Source organism: Thalassolituus sp., assembly GCF_984348125.1.
Map to the genome: position 1 here is coordinate 224827 of NZ_CFHJLR010000001.1, position 18338 is coordinate 243164.

The 18338-nt window shown below is 52.8% G+C and carries 19 protein-coding genes; 15 read left to right on the plus strand and 4 right to left on the minus strand.

Annotation, left to right across the window (positions count from 1 at the left end; translation table 11 throughout):
- Positions 1–32: 32 nt before the first annotated feature.
- Both AC5E51_RS00995 and ygfZ read right to left on the minus strand, forming a co-directional pair.
- The gene (locus AC5E51_RS00995; RefSeq protein ID WP_491777968.1) at positions 33–881 is read right to left on the minus strand and encodes an HDOD domain-containing protein; all 849 of its coding nucleotides are present in this window, start codon (positions 879–881) and stop codon (positions 33–35) included.
- Positions 882–952: 71 nt separating this feature from the next.
- Positions 953–1885, minus strand: coding sequence for a CAF17-like 4Fe-4S cluster assembly/insertion protein YgfZ (gene ygfZ, locus AC5E51_RS01000; RefSeq protein WP_488045856.1), 933 nt, complete (start codon positions 1883–1885; stop codon positions 953–955).
- Between the two features lie 130 nt (positions 1886–2015).
- Between ygfZ and AC5E51_RS01005 the strand changes: the two genes are divergently transcribed.
- Entirely contained in the window at positions 2016–2279 is a 264-nt protein-coding gene (locus tag AC5E51_RS01005; RefSeq protein WP_491777969.1) for an FAD assembly factor SdhE, read from the plus strand.
- Entirely contained in the window at positions 2260–2679 is a 420-nt protein-coding gene (locus AC5E51_RS01010; RefSeq protein WP_068440740.1) for a hypothetical protein, read from the plus strand. Before AC5E51_RS01005 ends, AC5E51_RS01010 begins: the two co-directional genes overlap by 20 nt.
- A gap of 16 nt (positions 2680–2695) precedes the next feature.
- Here the strand turns inward: AC5E51_RS01010 and nadB are convergent, their stop codons facing one another.
- Positions 2696–4303: an L-aspartate oxidase gene (gene nadB / locus AC5E51_RS01015; protein ID WP_068440736.1), complete on the minus strand. Its 1608-nt coding sequence runs from the start codon at positions 4301–4303 to the stop codon at positions 2696–2698.
- Positions 4304–4583: 280 nt separating this feature from the next.
- On the opposite strand from nadB, the gene rpoE reads away from it, so the two are divergent.
- The 12 genes from rpoE (at position 4584) to acpS (ending at position 14536) form a co-directional block, all read left to right on the plus strand.
- Positions 4584–5171 carry an RNA polymerase sigma factor RpoE gene (gene rpoE, locus AC5E51_RS01020; RefSeq protein ID WP_068440813.1) on the plus strand — a complete coding sequence of 196 codons (588 nt, stop codon included), beginning with the start codon at positions 4584–4586 and terminating at the stop codon, positions 5169–5171.
- Positions 5172–5191: 20 nt separating this feature from the next.
- Positions 5192–5893 (plus strand): sigma-E factor negative regulatory protein, encoded by a 702-nt coding sequence (locus AC5E51_RS01025; RefSeq protein ID WP_491777970.1) that lies wholly within the window; start codon positions 5192–5194, stop codon positions 5891–5893.
- Positions 5894–5896: 3 nt separating this feature from the next.
- A complete protein-coding gene (locus tag AC5E51_RS01030; RefSeq protein WP_491221625.1) occupies positions 5897–6886 on the plus strand; it encodes a MucB/RseB C-terminal domain-containing protein in 990 nt (329 codons plus the stop codon).
- 67 nt (positions 6887–6953) lie between these two features.
- Entirely contained in the window at positions 6954–7403 is a 450-nt protein-coding gene (locus AC5E51_RS01035; protein ID WP_068440729.1) for a SoxR reducing system RseC family protein, read from the plus strand.
- Positions 7404–7424: 21 nt separating this feature from the next.
- The gene (locus AC5E51_RS01040; protein ID WP_273087579.1) at positions 7425–8816 is read left to right on the plus strand and encodes a DegQ family serine endoprotease; all 1392 of its coding nucleotides are present in this window, start codon (positions 7425–7427) and stop codon (positions 8814–8816) included.
- 110 nt (positions 8817–8926) lie between these two features.
- Entirely contained in the window at positions 8927–10726 is a 1800-nt protein-coding gene (gene lepA / locus AC5E51_RS01045; RefSeq protein WP_068440724.1) for a translation elongation factor 4, read from the plus strand.
- 2 nt (positions 10727–10728) lie between these two features.
- Positions 10729–11097 (plus strand): DUF4845 domain-containing protein, encoded by a 369-nt coding sequence (locus AC5E51_RS01050; protein WP_068435715.1) that lies wholly within the window; start codon positions 10729–10731, stop codon positions 11095–11097.
- The gene (gene rnc, locus AC5E51_RS01055) at positions 11090–11779 is read left to right on the plus strand and encodes a ribonuclease III (protein ID WP_068440721.1); all 690 of its coding nucleotides are present in this window, start codon (positions 11090–11092) and stop codon (positions 11777–11779) included. Before AC5E51_RS01050 ends, rnc begins: the two co-directional genes overlap by 8 nt.
- Positions 11776–12672, plus strand: a complete 897-nt coding sequence (gene era, locus AC5E51_RS01060; protein WP_068436972.1) for a GTPase Era — start codon at positions 11776–11778, stop codon at positions 12670–12672. Before rnc ends, era begins: the two co-directional genes overlap by 4 nt.
- Before the next feature lie 119 nt (positions 12673–12791).
- Positions 12792–13313 carry a DNA repair protein RecO gene (recO, locus tag AC5E51_RS01065; protein WP_068440718.1) on the plus strand — a complete coding sequence of 174 codons (522 nt, stop codon included), beginning with the start codon at positions 12792–12794 and terminating at the stop codon, positions 13311–13313.
- Between the two features lie 14 nt (positions 13314–13327).
- Positions 13328–14065, plus strand: a complete 738-nt coding sequence (gene pdxJ / locus AC5E51_RS01070; RefSeq protein WP_068440715.1) for a pyridoxine 5'-phosphate synthase — start codon at positions 13328–13330, stop codon at positions 14063–14065.
- On the plus strand, positions 14066–14536 hold the full coding sequence (acpS, locus tag AC5E51_RS01075) for a holo-ACP synthase (protein ID WP_301388973.1): 471 nt from the start codon (positions 14066–14068) through the stop codon (positions 14534–14536). It abuts the gene before it with no gap.
- On the opposite strand, the gene AC5E51_RS01080 is transcribed toward acpS, so the two are convergent.
- The gene (locus tag AC5E51_RS01080) at positions 14488–17283 is read right to left on the minus strand and encodes an ATP-binding protein (protein ID WP_068440709.1); all 2796 of its coding nucleotides are present in this window, start codon (positions 17281–17283) and stop codon (positions 14488–14490) included. The two genes, acpS and AC5E51_RS01080, sit on opposite strands and share 49 nt — an antisense overlap.
- Before the next feature lie 127 nt (positions 17284–17410).
- On the opposite strand from AC5E51_RS01080, the gene cysM reads away from it, so the two are divergent.
- The gene (cysM, locus tag AC5E51_RS01085) at positions 17411–18316 is read left to right on the plus strand and encodes a cysteine synthase CysM (RefSeq protein WP_068440297.1); all 906 of its coding nucleotides are present in this window, start codon (positions 17411–17413) and stop codon (positions 18314–18316) included.
- The last annotated feature ends 22 nt before the right edge of the window (positions 18317–18338 follow it).

Genomic DNA, 18338 nt, shown 5'->3' on the forward strand with positions numbered 1-18338 from the left:
CAGTGTACCCCAATGTCAGCCTGAGTTCGTGATCAAAAACCGGAGGATAGGGCTGCCTGCGTCTCTGACTGTTCAGTCGCGATGTCGTCCAGCTCGAGAGTTTCAGTGTCTGCTGCAAGACCAAGTCGCACAAAAGCGCCCACCTGGCTGGTATCTGTATTGGCCAGAGGGTGATTGGTGCCCGCGTAGCTTTGCAGGGTAGCGACCTGAATCAGGTCAATCAGGTCAGGCTCGTCACGTTCGCGTTCGAAGTTGAGGTAGTCGGTAGTCACTGCGATCAGTTCGGGTGGAAAGTCCCAGGATTGAAGTACTTTCTGACCCAGCTCCTGATGCAGTTCTGCAATGGCGTGATCCATTGAAGGGCCATCCTGAAGGAGGGTGCCGGATTGTTCTGCGTAGGATAGTAAAGGCAGTGTACCAATCTGATGAACCAGTCCTGCGAGGAGCGCCTGATCGGGAGGCAATTTAGTGAAGTGGCGCGCCAATACCTGAGCCGAAGCAGCAATTTCTGTTGCGTGTGACCAGCATGCGCGCATGCGGCGGTCGATGGCATCATTGGTTGCCTGGAACATCTGCTCCATGGCGATACCGACGACCAGGTTGCTGGTAAAGTCGATCCCCAGGCGTGAGATCGCCGTTGTAACATCCGTGATGGGCACCATAGTTCTCACCATGGGGCTGTTGGTAACCCGCAGCAGTCTTGCACTTAATGCAGGGTCTTTTGTCAGGGCTCGGGCCATGTCCTGAATGCTGGCATTTTCATCTTCAGCGATGTCCCGCACCTTCAGAGCAATTTCTGGCAGTGTTGGGAGAATCAGCTCGTCTCTGGCAATCATTCCCTCGATATCTTCTCGGGTCTGCTGGATCAGTTGGCCAGTCATGCGGGTACCTCTGCGTATGTTAAATGGTGAAACGCAGAGGACGCCGGTGCACCTGTTTGTCTGGGGCTCGCTTATCCGCGTTCGTCTTCAGTATAGAAGACTCTGCGCAGAGTGATTTTCCGGTCCCCACATTCGCCCTCGAGTGTTTCCTCGTCACTGCTTACCACGGCCAAACCGATGAATTTGCCATCACGGCATACGCGGGTGGCCAGCTCACCTTTGGCTTTACCATTGATGAGAACATCCGCCATGATGTCAGGAAGATCAGTGGCTGGTTCCACCCGATACAGGTGACGCTTACTCTTCCCTAAGTATTGCAGGCGAGCGACCACTTCCTGCCCGGTATAGCACCCCTTACTGAAGCTGATGCCGTCGTGGGCCTGCCAGTCGCAGTACTGTGGTATCCAGGCTGCGGATGATAAAGGTTGTACCCAGAGCCAGCCTGAGCTTACGTCTGCCGCGTGCCAGGCCGATTCAGAGACAAGCGGATAATTGCTGAGGTAATCGTCGGTCAGTGCATCGGGCACCCAATATTCGCAACGACCGTCTGGCCAGTTCAGTTGGCGTACATCCCCCTGACGCACCGATTTGTCGCCTGAAGTGGTGTTCAATTCGCCAATGATTCTGAGATTCTCTGTGACACTCATAGTTGCTTTGAAAAAGACGGCGTACTTTTTCAGGTGATTCACCAGAACCTCTGCCTGAAACGAAGGAAGCCGTAAAATAAATCCGGTGTCGGATCGCGCAGCGATGAAGTTAGCGATCATGCGCCCTTTTGCGTCGCAACAGGCGCCTGCCTGCCACTGCTCGCTGGTGACACTTTGCATGTCGCAGGTGAGTTGCCCCTGTAGGAATTTTTCACTGTCTGGCCCGTCTATCTGTAGCAGCGTAAACTGGCTGAGCACGGTTCTCGCCTCGCCCTGATCACTTAGGGTAGGGCTTCCGTTAGCAGGAATAAATCCCTGATCGGTGATCTGGCCGAATGTGGCGATGGTCTGAGACATGATGACTCCTTGCGGGTGGGGTAGGGACTACTGCATATGGAGGCAGAGTGTATGTGATTTCAAGGGCTGGTGTGAGACTTCGTACTGACCTTTGTTATAATGCGTCCCCCTGACAGAGGTGAATCAGAAGATGACTGAAGAAAAAGAAATTCAGGCAAAGCGGGCTATCTGGCATAGTCGCCGTGGCATGCTGGAGCTTGATGTATTGCTCTTACCTTTTGCTCAGCAACAATATGCGCAGCTGAGTGACGATGATCAGTTGCGGTACCGCAACCTTCTCGACAAGGAAGATCCGGATCTCTTCACCTGGTTTATGGAACATGTCGAGCCTGAAGATCCAGACATGAAACGTATCGTTGATCTGGTACTGGCGTTTGCACGCCAACCGCGCTGAGTGGATCATACGGCCGTCCGGGCTTCAGCAGCGTGTTGAAGTCCTGACCTGGCTGTCAGCAACGTTATTGCTGGTCTTTGCTCTTTTGGGAACGGCTTTCTGGGGCTCGACAATCTATACCTTGGGGTTGCTGGCCGTTGTTCCCCTGGCGCTCGCGGTCCGGGCGTTGCTGGCGAAGCGTGAGCCTGTCCTGATTGGTAAAAACACCGACGGCTGGTGGCTGTTACGGGACAATACGAAAGTCCCTGTCAGTTTTCATTCAGGCAGTATTCGTCGACGAAAATTGATTGTACTGGTTTGGGGGTTCTGGCCCTGGCAGGTGCTTATCATAAGGCCGGACTGTTTTCTGAGTCGCGAGCCATTCAACCACCTTAAATACGAGTTGTATGGCAGTATCTGAACGCCCAGGGTTCAGATTACAGGCTACCCAGTTCGCTGATGTATTTGGACATCAGTACGGTATCAAATGCTCTCGGCAGTGCCTCAGGGTAGTCCCGGCTGTAATGCAGTCCACGGCTTTCTTTACGCATCAGTGCTGAGCGGATAATTACGTCGGCCACGTCAACCAGGTTACGCAGCTCCAACAGATCGTTGGTCACTTTGTGGTTGGAGTAAAACTCCTGAATTTCCTGACGCAGAAGTTTTACGCGGTGCTTGGCTCTGACCAGCCGTTTGGTCGTACGGACAATGCCTACGTAGTCCCACATAAAGCGGCGCAGCTCATCCCAGTTGTGCGAGATCACAACGTCTTCGTCAGAATCTGTGACCTGGCTTGAATCCCAGTGAGGAACAGGGTCGGGGGCAGGGATCTGAGCAATCTGAGCTTCAATATCTGCCGCAGCAGCCCGGGCGTACACGAGACATTCCAGCAAAGAGTTGCTGGCCAGACGGTTTGCACCATGCAGACCGGTACAGGCGGTTTCACCGATGGCGTAAAGGCGATCAATGTCAGTCCGCCCAGCATTGTCAGAAACTACGCCGCCACAGGTATAGTGAGCTGCGGGAACAACCGGAATAGGGTCTTTCGTGATATCAATACCCAGTTGCAGGCAGCGATCATAGATAGTCGGGAAGTGCTCGCGGATAAACTCAGCGGGCTTATGCGAGATATCCAGAAACAGGCAATCGGCGCCCAGGCGTTTCATTTCATGGTCGATAGCGCGTGCGACGATATCCCGGGGAGCCAGCTCGGCCCGTTCATCGAATTTATCCATAAAACGCTTACCGTTTGGCAGCAGTAGTTTGCCGCCTTCGCCGCGCACGGCTTCGGTGATCAGGAATGAACCTGCCTGGGGGTGATAGAGGCAGGTGGGATGGAACTGATTGAACTCCATATTGGCAACACGGCAGCCCGCTCGCCATGCCATGGCAATGCCGTCGCCTGAGGCACCGTCGGGGTTGCTGGTGTAGAGATAGACTTTGCTGGCACCGCCCGTAGCCAGCGCGGTTGCTTTGGCGGTGACTGCATCGACTTCGCCGGTTTTCTTATTCAGAAAGTAGCCGCCGATACAGGCGTGATGTTCAAGCCCTAGTTTGTCCCCGGTTATCAGATCAACCGCGATGTAATCATGCAACAGAGTAAGGTTCTTTCTCTCTTCTGCCTTCTGCAGAAGCGTATCAGAGATTGCATGGCCGGTAGCATCGGCAGCGTGGATAATCCGGCGCGCACTGTGCCCACCTTCCCGGGTCAGATGAAACTGATCCTCGCCATCCTTGGTAAACGGAACCCCGAGGTCGATTAACCATTGTATAGCTTCTGTAGAATTACCGACGGTGAAGCGCACGGCGGCTTCGTTACACAATCCTGCGCCAGCTGTGAGCGTGTCAGCAACGTGCGCGTCGACACTGTCCTCTTCGTCGAGTACGGCAGCGACGCCGCCCTGCGCCCAACGTGTTGAACCGGCATCCATGGAGTCTTTACTGATGATCGCGACTTTCAGGTGCTCGGGCAGCGACAAGCCCAGTGTCAGGCCCGCGGCGCCGCTACCTATAATCAAAACATCAAAAGTCAGTGTCTGGCTCATGCACACAGGCTCCAGTGGTGGTAATCTCAGCTAAGCCTTCTCTCAGGCGCTGGCAAACAGGCCGCACTATAAATCGCCGGAGGCCCGTTGACAAAGAAACTCGCTCGTCACGGAACTCGTCGAATTCTGGGTGGTCTATCGGTGTGTATGTCACGAAGTGTCAAGATAATGAACTATCTGCTCTGAGACACACCGAACTTATACAGCCACTAACGGAGGGCAAGGTGTGACTCGTTCAACTAATGTTGCAGAGAAGCAACCTACAGATGCAGGTAACCAGATGACCGACCAACCAGCTTCAGACCAACAATTGGTCGCGCGGGTTCAGAAGGGTGACCGGCGGGCATTCGACCTGCTGGTGGTGAAGTACCAGCATCGTATCCTTTCTTTGGTAGGTCGGTTTGTTTCCGATCATGCTGAAGCTCAGGATGTGACGCAGGAAGCATTTATCAAAGCGTATCGGGCGCTACCCTCTTTCCGCGGAGATAGCCAGTTCTATACCTGGATGTACCGGATTGCGGTGAATACCGCTAAGAATCACCTGATCAGTCGTGGTCGTAAGACGCCGACTCAGGACATTGACCTCGACGACGCTGCTTATTTCGCAGACGAGGCCAATATGAAAGACGTAGAGACGCCGGATGGTCTCCTTCAGAGAGATCAGCTGCGCAAGGTCGTATTTGATGCGATCGAAGATCTGCCAGACGAATTACGTCGTGCAGTGACCCTACGTGAGCTCGAAGGGCTCAGTTACGAAGAGATTGCAGAGGCAATGAATTGCCCGATAGGGACAGTAAGATCCCGAATTTTCCGAGCGCGGGAAGCAATTGAAAAGAAAATGCGGCCGTTGCTCAGCGCGACTGCATAAATGCTGGATGGGTGTAGTTTATGAAGAACCGGATAAGGGAGTCTCTGTCAGCTCTCTGTGATGGCGAGTGTGACGAGCTTGAACTGAGACGTGTATTGAATCACGTCGAAAATGATGCTGAATTCCGAGAGCAGTGGGCAAACTTCCACCTGATCGGGGCAGCTATGCGCGGTGAATCCGTTGACACCGTTGATCTCTCAAAAGGGATTTTGCAGGCCATAGAAGGTGAGCCAATGGACGAAGTTCCGGGGGCTGATCAGGTGAGTGCTTCAACAAGTGCAGCGGCGCCTGAGGTTGAAACCTCTGACGCCACGCAGCCCAAAGCGTCCGTTTTGCCGGGCTGGATGGTATCAGGTGGGGTTGCTGCTTCGGTGACCATGGCGGTTCTGTTGGGTGCGCGAGTGCTTTCCGTGTCTGACGTTACGGTTGGTTCTGCTGATATGACGCTTGCCAAGGCGGAAGCTGTTCAGTCAGCGCCTGCGGTGATGCCTCAGTCTTCTGTTGCGGCTGCTTCAGTGACTGCTGACACTCAGATGTCTGCTGCAGAACTGGCAGAAGCTCAGGAACGCCTGAAGCAATATGTGCTCGAGCACGAAGACCAGACCTTTGGTATGGAAACGCATCAGGCTGTGCCCTATGCACGTGTTGCAAATTTTGGTCAGGACAGCGGCATCCGCGAGCGCGTCCGGGCTGAAGTCAGCGCTGGACCTGCGCCAGAGTAATTTATGCTCGAGTCGTTAAGCACCCGATGTTCCACCGCGCTTTTGGCGGTGGGGCTGACGTTCGGGGTGTCTGCGAGCGCAGGCGACCAGAAAGCGTTAAGCTTAATGTCAGACATGAGTGAGGCTGTTCGCTCTCAGAGTTATTCAGGCAGCGTAATGTTTGGGTCTCCCGCTCGCTGGGAGTCGGCCCGAATCCAGCAAACCTATCGGAACCAGGGATTGGTGCAAAGGACAGACTATCTGACTGGCCTCGAGCGCTCTCAGATTCGTGCCCACGATGAAATCGTATGTATTCACGAGGGCCAGCATCAATCGGGTATGACGCCCGACGTCATGAAGCCGTTCGGTCATAATTTCCCTTCATCTCTTTCAGCGCTCGATCAGAGCTACGATTTTGCCCTCGCCGATCTTCAATCAGAGCGTGTCGCGGGTCGCCAGACGGTTTCTATCTGGATAACCCCTGAGCGTCCTGACCGTTATGCTTACCAGATCTGGTTGGACAAGGCCTCTAAGCTACCGTTAAAAGCTGAAATGACGAATGAACAGGGTAGAGTGCTGCGACGCTATCAGTTTGTGAGTCTGGATACAGAATTTACCATGCCAGACAACGAGTCTAGGGCTGCTGATGTCGGGCACACCCTCCAATTCAGTAAGAAAAATAGCGTTGATGTGAGTCCTGAGTCGGACTGGTTCCCATCCTGGTTGCCCAAGGGGTTTCACATCCAGCAGGCGATCGAGTCTGAGGATAATATTCGCATGACCTTCTCTGACGGGCTGGCTTCATTCTCTCTGTTCGTTGATCGTGTCGGGCAAGGCAGGTCGTCCTCATCCCGTGTCAGTCGACAGTGGGGCCCGGTTTCGGCTACCGTAGAAGATATTCTTACGCAGGATGGACAGCGCGTTCGCCTGAGCGTCGTTGGGGAGCTCCCTCCCATGACGCTCGATAAAGTATTGGATTCTGCGATTCCTTCGTACTCTCTCAGTATGAAGTGAAACACGCGACTGCGGCCTCGTCCGGCGTCCTCCCGATTGTAGAAAGCTGTAAAGTAAGGTCATAAATGTGAGTCAGGAAGTTGTTCAGGTCGTCGGAACAGGTGACGATGGTATCTGGGTAGAAGGTGTTCAGCAGAGCGCCTGTGGTGCGTGCAGTGCGCGCGCTGGATGCGGACAGCATACGCTCAGTAAAATGGGCAAGCCTGTTCGCTTGTGGGTGCGTACGAACGACTCTTTCAAGGTCGGAGATCAGGTCACGGTTGTGCTTCCCTCCGGGTCTCTCGCCATCAGCGCTCTGGCTATGTACGGATTACCACTATTGGGACTTATTCTGGGGGCCGTTATCGGATTTCAGGGTGGTTCTGAGCCGCAGTCGCTTCTCGCCGGGGGGTTGGGGCTGATCCTTGGGTTGCTCGCCGCACGCCAGCTTGGCAGGAAAATGCAATCTGAGTGGCAGCCAACCGTATTGAAAAAAACACACTCTACCGCAATAAATATAAACGGAGTTTCTGAATAGCGGAGATAGCCCTCGATGAAAATGACATTGGCGATTAAACATTCGCTGAGCCTTCTGACTTTCTTTTTAGCGGTGTCGTGGACTTCGGCACATGCAGACCTTCCGGATTTCCGTGATCTGGTGAAGGAGACCTCGCCCGCGGTGGTAAACATCAGCACCGTCCAACATGCCCAACAGAAAAGTGCGTTATCCGGGCAATATGGTATGCCAGACGATATGCCAGAAATATTCAGGCATTTTTTCGGACGTCAGTTCCCTCAGGGGCCTGTGCCGCGCCGTGACAGCAACTCCCTGGGGTCTGGCTTTATCGTCTCTGAGGACGGTTATATCCTCACCAACAACCATGTTGTCCAGGGTGCCGATGAAATCATCGTACGCCTGAATGACCGTCGAGAACTTGAGGCCGTACTAATTGGTGCTGACCCAAGCTCTGATCTCGCTGTGCTGAAAGTAGATGCCGATGATCTGCCGACGGTAGAGCTTGGTGATTCCGATAAGCTTGATGTCGGTGAATGGGTTGTCGCCATTGGTTCACCTTTTGGGTTTGATTATTCTGTGACTGCCGGCATTGTCAGTGCCAAAGGGCGAAGCTTGCCCAACGAAAACTACGTGCCCTTTATTCAGACTGATGTTGCCATTAATCCGGGGAACTCTGGTGGTCCTCTCTTTAATCTTGAGGGGCAGGTCGTAGGCATTAACTCCCAGATATACACGCGCTCGGGCGGCTTTATGGGTGTGTCATTTGCGATCCCGATTAATGTTGCAATGGATGTCGCAGAGCAGCTCAAGAGCAAAGGTAAGGTCAGTCGTGGTTGGCTCGGTGTGGTCATTCAGGAGGTCAATAAGGATCTGGCTGAATCGTTCGGACTTGATCGTGCTGCTGGTGCTCTCGTCGTTCAGGTAGTGGACGGTAGTCCGGCCGAGAGTTCGGGCCTGGTCAGTGGCGATATTATCGTGAAGGTGAACGGTAAGGACGTTCAGCTTTCGTCAGACCTGCCACATCTTATCGGTCGTTTACGGGCCGGTGATACCGCGAAACTCTCGGTGGTTCGTGCGGGCAAGAGAAAGACCATTGATGTTGAAATTGGTGCGCTACCGGAGTCTGATGATATTCAATTGTCATCGAATACCCCACCTGCAGAGCGCAAGAGCAACCGGTTAGGGCTCGTCGTCAGTGACATTCCTGCCGGTAAGAGTAACGAGCAGGGCGTTGTCGTCACTGATGTGAATCGTGGTCCGGCGTCCATGTCGGGCGTGGTCCGCGGTGATGTTATTACCATGATCAATGGTCAGCGCATCAGTTCGGTGGCGGATTTTGAGCGTGTCGTTAAAGACCTGCCAAGCAATCGCAGCGTGCCGATGCGTATTGTTCGCCGGGGTCAGGCCTCCTTCATACCGCTTCGGGTGAACTGACCCGCGCATGATAGACAGGGCAGGGGCTGACAGGCCCCCGTCATTCATAGCCTTAACCCGGTCCTTCAGGTAAAATCATCCGATTGAATTCACAACCGGATGATTATTCTGTGAGCCAGCTGGACCACATTCGCAACTTCTCCATCATTGCCCACATCGACCACGGCAAATCTACTCTGTCTGACCGCTTTATTCAGGTATGCGGCGGCCTCTCCGATCGCGAAATGCAGGAGCAGGTTCTGGACTCCATGGATATTGAGCGCGAACGTGGCATCACTATTAAGGCACAGAGCGTCACCCTGAACTACACCGCACGGAACGGTGAGACGTATCAGCTCAACTTTATCGATACCCCAGGACACGTCGACTTCAGTTATGAAGTGAGCCGCTCACTGTCTGCCTGTGAAGGTGCTCTTCTGGTGGTTGATGCAGCACAGGGTGTTGAGGCTCAGTCCGTTGCCAACTGTTACACCGCGATTGAACAGGGATTGGAAGTCCGCCCGGTACTGAACAAGATGGATCTCCCGCAGGCCGACCCGGATGCCGTGGCTCAGGAAATCGAAGACATTATCGGCATTGATGCGACCGACGCAGTGCGTTGTTCAGCTAAGAGTGGTCTTAACGTCGAAGACGTGCTCGAAGACCTGGTCGCCAACATCCCTGCTCCCGAAGGGGATCCGGATGCACCGCTGCAGGCTTTGATCATCGACTCATGGTTTGACCCATACCTGGGCGTTGTATCGCTTATCCGTGTCAAGAATGGCTCAATCAAGAAAGGTGACAAAATTCGCCTGAAGTCGACCGGTAAAGACCATATTGTTGATGATGTAGGTTACTTTACGCCGAAGATGACCAAGCGCCCCGAGCTGAATACCGGTGAGGTGGGTTACCTCTGCGCCAGCATTAAAGATATTCATGGGGCGCCCGTCGGTGACACGATTGTGTCTACCAAAAACCCGGACGTTGATGCCCTTCCGGGTTTCCAGAAGGTTAAGCCGCAGGTATATGCGGGTCTATTCCCTGTGTCGTCGGACGACTACGAAGCCTTCCGTGTTGCGCTTGATAAGCTCTCACTGAATGACGCTTCGCTGTTCTTTGAACCTGAAAATTCTGATGCGCTGGGCTTCGGTTTCCGCTGTGGCTTCCTGGGTATGCTGCACATGGAAATTATTCAGGAGCGCCTCGAACGTGAGTACGATCTGGACCTTATCACTACTGCGCCGACGGTAATCTACGAAGTCGTTACCCGTAAGGGCGACGTCGTCAATGTGGATAACCCATCGAAACTACCTGATATTGGCTCCATCGATGAAATGCGTGAGCCGATCGCCGAGTGTAATATTCTGGTTCCGCAGGAATACCTGGGTAACGTCATTTCTCTGTGTGTCGACAAGCGCGGCGTACAGGTCGATATGCAGTACACCGGGAGTCAGGTGTCATTACGTTACGAAATTCCTATGGCTGAAGTGGTCATGGATTTCTTTGATCGTCTTAAATCAGCGAGCCGTGGTTTTGCTTCTCTGGATTACAGTTTCCTGCGTTTTCAGGAAGCACCACTGGTTCGTCTGGACGTTCTGGTAAACGGTGATCGTGTGGATGCACTGGCAGTGATTATGCACAAAGACAGCGTGCGTCGCCGTGGTAACCTCCTGACTGAGAAAATGAAAGAACTGATCCCTCGTCAGATGTTCGACGTAGCGATTCAGGCCGCTGTAGGCAACCAGGTGGTTGCACGTACGACTGTAAAAGCACTGAGAAAAAACGTGACGGCCAAGTGTTACGGTGGTGACGTGAGTCGTAAGAAAAAACTGCTGCAGAAGCAGAAAGAAGGTAAAAAACGGATGAAACAGATCGGCAGTGTAGAGATTCCGCAATCGGCGTTTCTTGCTGTCCTCAAAGTGGACGATTAAATATGAAACGAAACCAGCACGGTATGACAACAGCGACTGCGCTATTATTAATTCTGATTGGCATCGTATTGCTGCGTGCCGTGATGGTCATCGTTCCTATCTATTTTGATGATACCGAAATCGGTATCGTTCTGGACAATATGGAAGAGAGCGGCAAAGTGAACGCGCGCAGCTCTGAGCGCTCAGTGAAAGATGAACTTGAGCGACGCCTCCGTAATAATAATATTCAGGTTACGACGGACAAACTGATCGTTAAACGTAACCGGAATACTCTGACCATCGACTGGACTTACGAAAACCGAGGCCACTTCCTGGCGAATATCGATTTCGTACTTACCTTCCAGCACCAGAAAGTTATCACCAGTGAATAATCCCCTGTTAAAACTCTCTCAGCGCCTCGGCTATACCTTCAGTGACGAGGCGCTGATTAACTTAGCGTTAACCCACAGAAGCCTGTCGGGAACCAACAACGAACGTCTGGAATTCCTCGGTGATTCCATCCTGAATTTTGTTATTGCCGAAGCACTGTTCCGTAAATTTCCTCATGCGAAAGAGGGCAAGTTGAGCCGCCTGCGCGCGAGACTGGTAAAAGGTGACACGCTGGCGGAGATCGCGAAAGAATTCGACCTTGGTGAATTTTTACTTCTGGGTTCTGGCGAAATGAAAAGTGGTGGTCACCGCCGTGATTCGATTCTCGCTGATGCAGTGGAGGCAATTATTGGCGCTATTTATCTGGACTCAGGGCAGACGTCTGCATCAGAACGTATTCTGGCGTGGTATGAGTCGCGGCTGAATGCACTGACTCTCGAAGACCCGATTAAAGACCCTAAGACCCGCCTTCAGGAGCATCAGCAGGCCAACCGTCTGAGTTTGCCGAAGTACACTGTAGTCAGTGTCGGTGGGCCCGGTAATGAACAGGTATTCACGGTCAGCTGTCGCATTCCACAGCAGGAAGATGTTGTCACGGCAGAAGGCTCAAGTCGCCGAGCTGCTGAGCAGGCTGCTGCTCAGGTATTTCTGAAACGTCTTGGGCTTGAGGAGTCTGCATCATGAGCACACGCACTGGTTTTGTGGCGATTGTTGGTCGTCCGAATGTTGGCAAATCAACGCTGATGAACCGTATTCTCGGCCAGAAGCTTTCTATTACATCCCGTAAGCCGCAAACGACTCGTCACCAGATTCTGGGTATTCTCACAGAAGAAGATACTCAGATCGTTTTTGTTGATACTCCCGGGATTCATAAAGCGCACGATAAGGCGATTAACCGCTACATGAACCGTGCGGCTACAACGGCGGTAAAAGACGTTGATTTAGTGGTGATGGTTGTCGACCGGATGCGCTGGACGGATGAAGATGAAATGGTGCTCCAGACCATTAAGCAGCAGCGTGCGCCGGTGATTCTGGTCGTGAATAAAATCGATTTTGTACGAGATAAAGACGAGCTGCTTCCTTACCTCGAAGAGCTTGCTGGCAGGCACCCGTTTGATCAGATCATTCCTCTGAGCGCGAAGACAGGCCATAACGTCGAACGTATTGAACACCTTATTCGCAGCTATCTGCCTGAAAATCCATATTTTTACCCTGAAGATCAGATTACTGACCGCAGTTCACGTTTTCTTGCCGCCGAATTGGTTCGCGAGAAAATCATGCGACAACTGGGGGATGAGTTACCGTACGAAATGACGGTCGAGATTGAAGAATTTGCGCACACAGGAACGCTGATCGAAATCAGTGCGCTGATCATGGTCGAGCGTCAGTCGCAGAAGCGCATTGTGATTGGTGATGCAGGTTACCGCATAAAACAGATTGGCATCGAAGCACGCAAAGATATGGAATCACTGTTTGACTGTAAGGTCATGCTGAATCTTTGGGTAAAAGTGAAATCAAACTGGTCTGACGATGAGCGGGCCTTGCGAAGTCTGGGGTACGACGACAGAGAAATATGAGGCACTGGTGGCTACTGAGACGCGAGCCGCTCGGTGGTGGCTCGGACTGGCTTTGTACCTTATTCACGAGACATAGTGGGCTGGTCAAGGTCGTATGTCGCGATGGGCAGATCCCGGAGATGCATCAGCGATGCCGTGGCGACTGGTCCATGCGTGGCGACCTTGCGCGGCTTAAAGTCAGTGAGGCGGAGCCTGCGTTGCATTTGTCTGGCGAAGCACTCGTCTGTGCTTTGTACATGGATGAATTGCTGACAACGATCCTCCCTTTAAACGACCCTTCAAGCGAATTATTTGATTTATATTCGACCATACTGACGACTCTGAGAGAAAACGAACGGGTTGATATCTGGCTTCGCATGTTCGAGCAACGCCTTCTCACTCATTGTGGGCAAGGTATACACTGGACTCAGACCGCTCATGGTGCGCCCGTGCTTGCCGGGACACATTATCTTTTTCGCGGTGGGGAAGGCCTGATCGAAGACCCGGATGGGTGGAATGGTGAAGTGTTACTTGCCATTGATGCCGGGGAGTTCCGAGTGCCAGGGGCACTGACGGTTGCTCGCCAGGTGTTGCGTATCGCAATCGACTTTGCAGCTTCAAGGCCGCTTATCAGCCGTGAACTTTTAATACATCGCTCCTGAAACAGGAAAGAAATATGACTAATACACGCGTACTGCTTGGCGTTAATATCGACCATGTTGCGACACTCAGACAGGCTCGGGGAACCCGCTACCCAGACCCGGTTCAGGCCGCTTTTATAGCTGAGCAGGCGGGCGCGGATGGTATTACGATTCATCCTCGAGAAGATGCCCGTCATATTCAGGTTCGTGATGTCAGGATGCTCGCGGATACGCTTCAGACCCGGATGAATCTTGAGATGGCGGTTACTGAAGCCATGATTCAGCTGGCAGAAGAAGTAAAGCCCGAAGCCTGTTGTCTGGTGCCAGAGAAGCGGGAAGAACTGACCACCGAGGGTGGGCTGGACGTTCTTGCCCAGGAGGACACGATCAAGAATGCGGTCGCGCGCCTCGCCGCCGTGGGGGCTGAAGTTTCGCTCTTTATTGATGCTGATTACGAACAGATTGATGCGACGGTTCGTACCGGTGCTCCGGTGATCGAGTTACATACCGGCGGTTATGCTGATGCTGAGACTCCTGCGGAGCAGGCCCGGGAGCTTGAACGTATCCGCGATGCAGCGGCGTACGCTGCAGGTAAAGGGCTGATCGTTAATGCCGGGCATGGATTGCATTATCACAATGTCGAAGCCATCGCGCAGATCCCGCAGATGAATGAGCTGAATATTGGCCACGCGATCATCGCTCAGGCGCTTTTCAGCGGTCTGGAAGGTGCGGTGCGCGACATGAAGCAACTGCTCGTTGAGGCGCGTGCCTGAGTGGTTGATCGCCCTGTAACCGGTTGTACTGCGCCCGGATTTTCTGTAGCAGGGAGAGATACTCTGCTTACAGCCGCTGGCGTAGGTACTGATTTACTCGCTGTGGGCCGAATTAAAGAGGCCTATGAACGACACTCCGAGCGGCTTGTAAAACGGTTATTGACGCCTGCCGAACAGCAGGTATTTTCAGAACATCCTGATCCCATAAATTATCTGGCTAAAGCGTTCTCTGCAAAGGAAGCATTGGCCAAGGCATTGGGAACGGGTATTGCCTCTGGTGTCAGTTTTCAGGATTTTTCTATTCAGCGTGATCGCGCTGGCAAACCACTGGTGCACGTCAGCGGTCGTGCTGAAGAGATTATGCGATCAGTCGACGAACGGGCCCAATTATTATTGAGTCTGAGTGACGACGATGGCTGGGTTCAGGCATTTTCAGTATTGGCTTTGGTACCAGACGCATCTTCAAACTGAGCTTGCCAGTCATTGTCTCCGGCCCATTTTAATAAGCGTTCCGTTTCGGTCATCAGCACCCTGAGAAGTTCTGGATACGCTTCAGAGTTCTGTTCTTTCAGACAGGTTTCAAATGCTTCCAGTGCTGATCTCAATGCGGGGACGCCACAGTAACGTGCTGCACCGTGTAGCTTGTGAGTTGCCTCCAGAAGCTCGGGCATTTTTTCTTCTTCCCATAGCTCCAGAATCACGTCTTTTTCTTTACGCAGCATATCGATCAGCATGCTGAACATATCGGTTGCTAATCCGGGGTTTCCGTTAGCTTGATGCAAGGCCAGTTCTGTATTAAAAATGCCGGTTGCTGCCGGAGCTTCATGTCGAAGTGGCGGGCTCTCTTCGCTGTCTGCTTTAAAACCGGTCCAGCGCTCAATAATCCGTGCCAGTTGTTCCATGGATACTGGTTTCGTCTGGTAATCGCTGAAGCCGTTCGCAATTAATGCCTGACGTTCGTCGGACATCGCGTGGGCGGTGAGCGCAACGATAGGTAGATTGCGTTTACCCGGTAGCTTCCGGATGCGGGCGGTTGCTTCATTGCCTGACATCCCTGGCATCTGAATGTCCATCAGAATCAAATCCGGACAGTCACGGGTTGCCATGGCAACTGCATCAAAACCGGAGGGTGCCTGAAGAGTATTTACGCCGAGCTCATTCAGTAATGTCACTGCTAGTTTGAGGTTTGCTTCGTTGTCATCGACGGCCAGCACTGTCGGAACTTCTTGAGGTGCTGGTGTATCGGGCGCCGCCAGTGGCTCGACATTATGCCCGCATAACTGCAACACCTGTCTGACCAGTTGTGTCTGGGTGTAGGGTGCAGTGAGCAGAGGTGTCGTTACTGTGGCGCGCATACGTTCAGGCAGAGCGTTCCTGCTGATATTCAGAACGGGAATCCCCTTACCGGAACAAATTGTCAACCACTCGTCCATTCCTCCCTGGCTGATCATATGGCGATCGCAAAAAATGATCGCGACATCCGTCTTTTTTTCACCACAGGTAACAGGAACTTCGGCAGGACTATGATATTCCTTCAGGGTTGCACCGCGTTTTTCCAGCAGCTCAATCGTATCTCGTGATGGTGCGCCGTTCGGGTTGATCAGGGCAATTTTGCAATCGGCCAGCGATTGAGGAAGTTGGGCATTTTCTTCATCAATTTCGGCTTCGATAGTAAATGAGAAGGTCGAGCCTGCACCTTCGTCACTGTGTACCCGTATATCGCCGCCCATAGCTTCGACCAGAGCGCGTGAGATAATCAGCCCAAGACCTGTTCCGCCATACTGACGGGCAATGCCAGGGTCCGCCTGAGAAAATGCCTGAAACAGGCGCGCCTGTTGTTCTGAGCTGATACCAATACCTGTATCTGCAACATCGAACTGGATACTGATATGACCGTTTTTCTGTTGAATCGGAACGACACTGATCGACACGCCGCCTTCGTGAGTAAATTTCACGGCGTTACTGCAAAGGTTGGTGAGTACCTGCTTGAGACGTAACCGGTCAGAAACGATCAGGTCAGGCATATCTGGCGAAATATACTGGTAAACCTCAATGCCTTTCGAATAAGCATTCGGTGTTAGAACCTGAAGTACCTCTTCAACGAGATCGCGGAGGTCGAAGTTTTCTGCCTCCAGAATCAATTTTCCGGCATCAATTTTGGAGAGGTCGAGAATATCGTTAATGATGTTGAGCAGGTCTTCTGAGGATCGACGAATCGTATCAACGTACTCGCCCTGGCGCTCATTTACCTGAGTTCGGGCAAGCAGGTCGGAGAAGCCAATGATGCCGTTAAGTGGCGTTCTGATTTCATGGGATACGTTGGCCAGAAACTCGGATTTTGTGCGGCTTGATTCAAGCGCATTGCGGTGCTCAATCATCAATTCGTGGTTGCGGATTTCCAGCTCATCAATGGTTTCCTGACTTTCGCGTGCAGACTGCTCCATCGAGTGTTGGTGCTCAATATTGGCTCGCTGAATGGCGGCAGCCATCGCATTGACGCCTGCGGCGAGATCCTGCAGTTCACCGGTAGAGTTAACGTGAATTCGGGTATCGAGTTTACCGCCTCGAATTTCGTTCAGGGCGTTCAGGATGTCCTGTACCGGGCCTGAGATATTACGGCTGATCCGTATGGCGAAAAACGATCCTAACAGCAGAACAACCGCGATAATTGAAAACGAGGATGCAAGGAGCTGGTATTGCATCAACCGGGTATTGCTGTTCGACAGTTCTATTTCTGCCCAGCCCAGAAGGCGCAATTCGGTATCCTGAGCCTGAGCATAAAATTGCTCTGTGAGCTGATCTGAGATCACCAGATTCTGGGCAAATATGGGAGCTTTTACCCTGACAGAGCCTGTTGTTCTGGCAAGCTGTAGCTGATTTTCCTTCAGCTCTGTGGCACTTATCCGGTCAGTTATCATACGTGGCCCCGAGTGAGCCAGTAGGTTCATCTCTTGGTCAAACATATTGACGGCACGTACGTCCCTTTCTTCGAGCATATTGTTAGCAATGTTCTGGAGAATACCCGTGTTCCCGGTCATAACACCGTACTCACAGGTGGGAGCAAGTTGTTTGCCCATGGCCAGGGCGCGCGCTTCGAGAAGGTCACTGAGGTCGGATGCTCGCCCGACGATAAAGAACATCCCAAGTACCAGCGAAACCATGACACCGGGTAGTAGTGCCATCAGAAGGATGCGATTGCGGATGCTCCAGTTATTCATAAGGACGGGTCTGATAAAAATCCCAGAATATAGGTCGGGCTGTCGTGGTGCAAATCTGACATGCACTACCTTCGGCTCTTGGTTAGAATAGCGCGCCATATGCATACGCCTGATTTCCGGAGTACCTATGACTGATCCTGTTTACCCTACTATCGCAGATTGCGTTGGTCAGACTCCGCTGGTGCGGTTGCAGCGGATGCTCGAAGCCGATAACGGCAGTCAGGTTTTGCTGAAACTTGAAGGGAACAATCCCGCGGGCTCAGTTAAAGACCGACCGGCGCTGTCGATGATCCAGCAGGCCCAGGCGCGCGGGGATATTAGCCCGGGCGATACCCTGATTGAAGCAACAAGCGGCAACACTGGTATTGCGCTGGCCATGGCTGCCGCCATCATGGGATATCGGATGATTCTCATCATGCCAGACAACGCCACGATGGAGCGTCGTTGGTCGATGGAGGCTTATGGCGCTGAGCTGATACTGGTGTCCAAAGAGGAGGGCATGGAAGGTGCCCGCGATCTTGCTCTACGGATGGAGAGCGACGGACAAGGGGTGGTGCTGAACCAATTCGGTAATCTGGATAACCCTGAGGCGCATTACCTTGGAACCGGCCCAGAAATCTGGCAGCAGACCCATGGACGTGTCACCCACTTCGTCAGCTCCATGGGTACAACCGGAACAATTATGGGGACGTCGCGTTACCTCAAGGAACAGAATCCGGACGTGCAGATCATTGGCCTGCAACCATCCGACGGTGCGGCGATTCCGGGAATACGCCGCTGGCCCCAGGAATATCTACCGACGATTTTTGACAGTCAGCGCGTCGATACCGTGAAAGATATCAGTCAGGATCTCGCCGAGAATACGATGCGCGAACTGGCGCGTCGCGAAGGTATCTTCTGTGGCGTTTCATCAGGCGGCGCAGTCGCTGCCGCGATTGATATTGCTCGTTCAAACCCAGGGGCAACCGTGGTGGCGATTGTCTGTGATCGCGGTGATCGTTATCTGTCATCCGGTGTCTTTGCGACATCTTGAATCGAAGAAAAATGCCCCAATT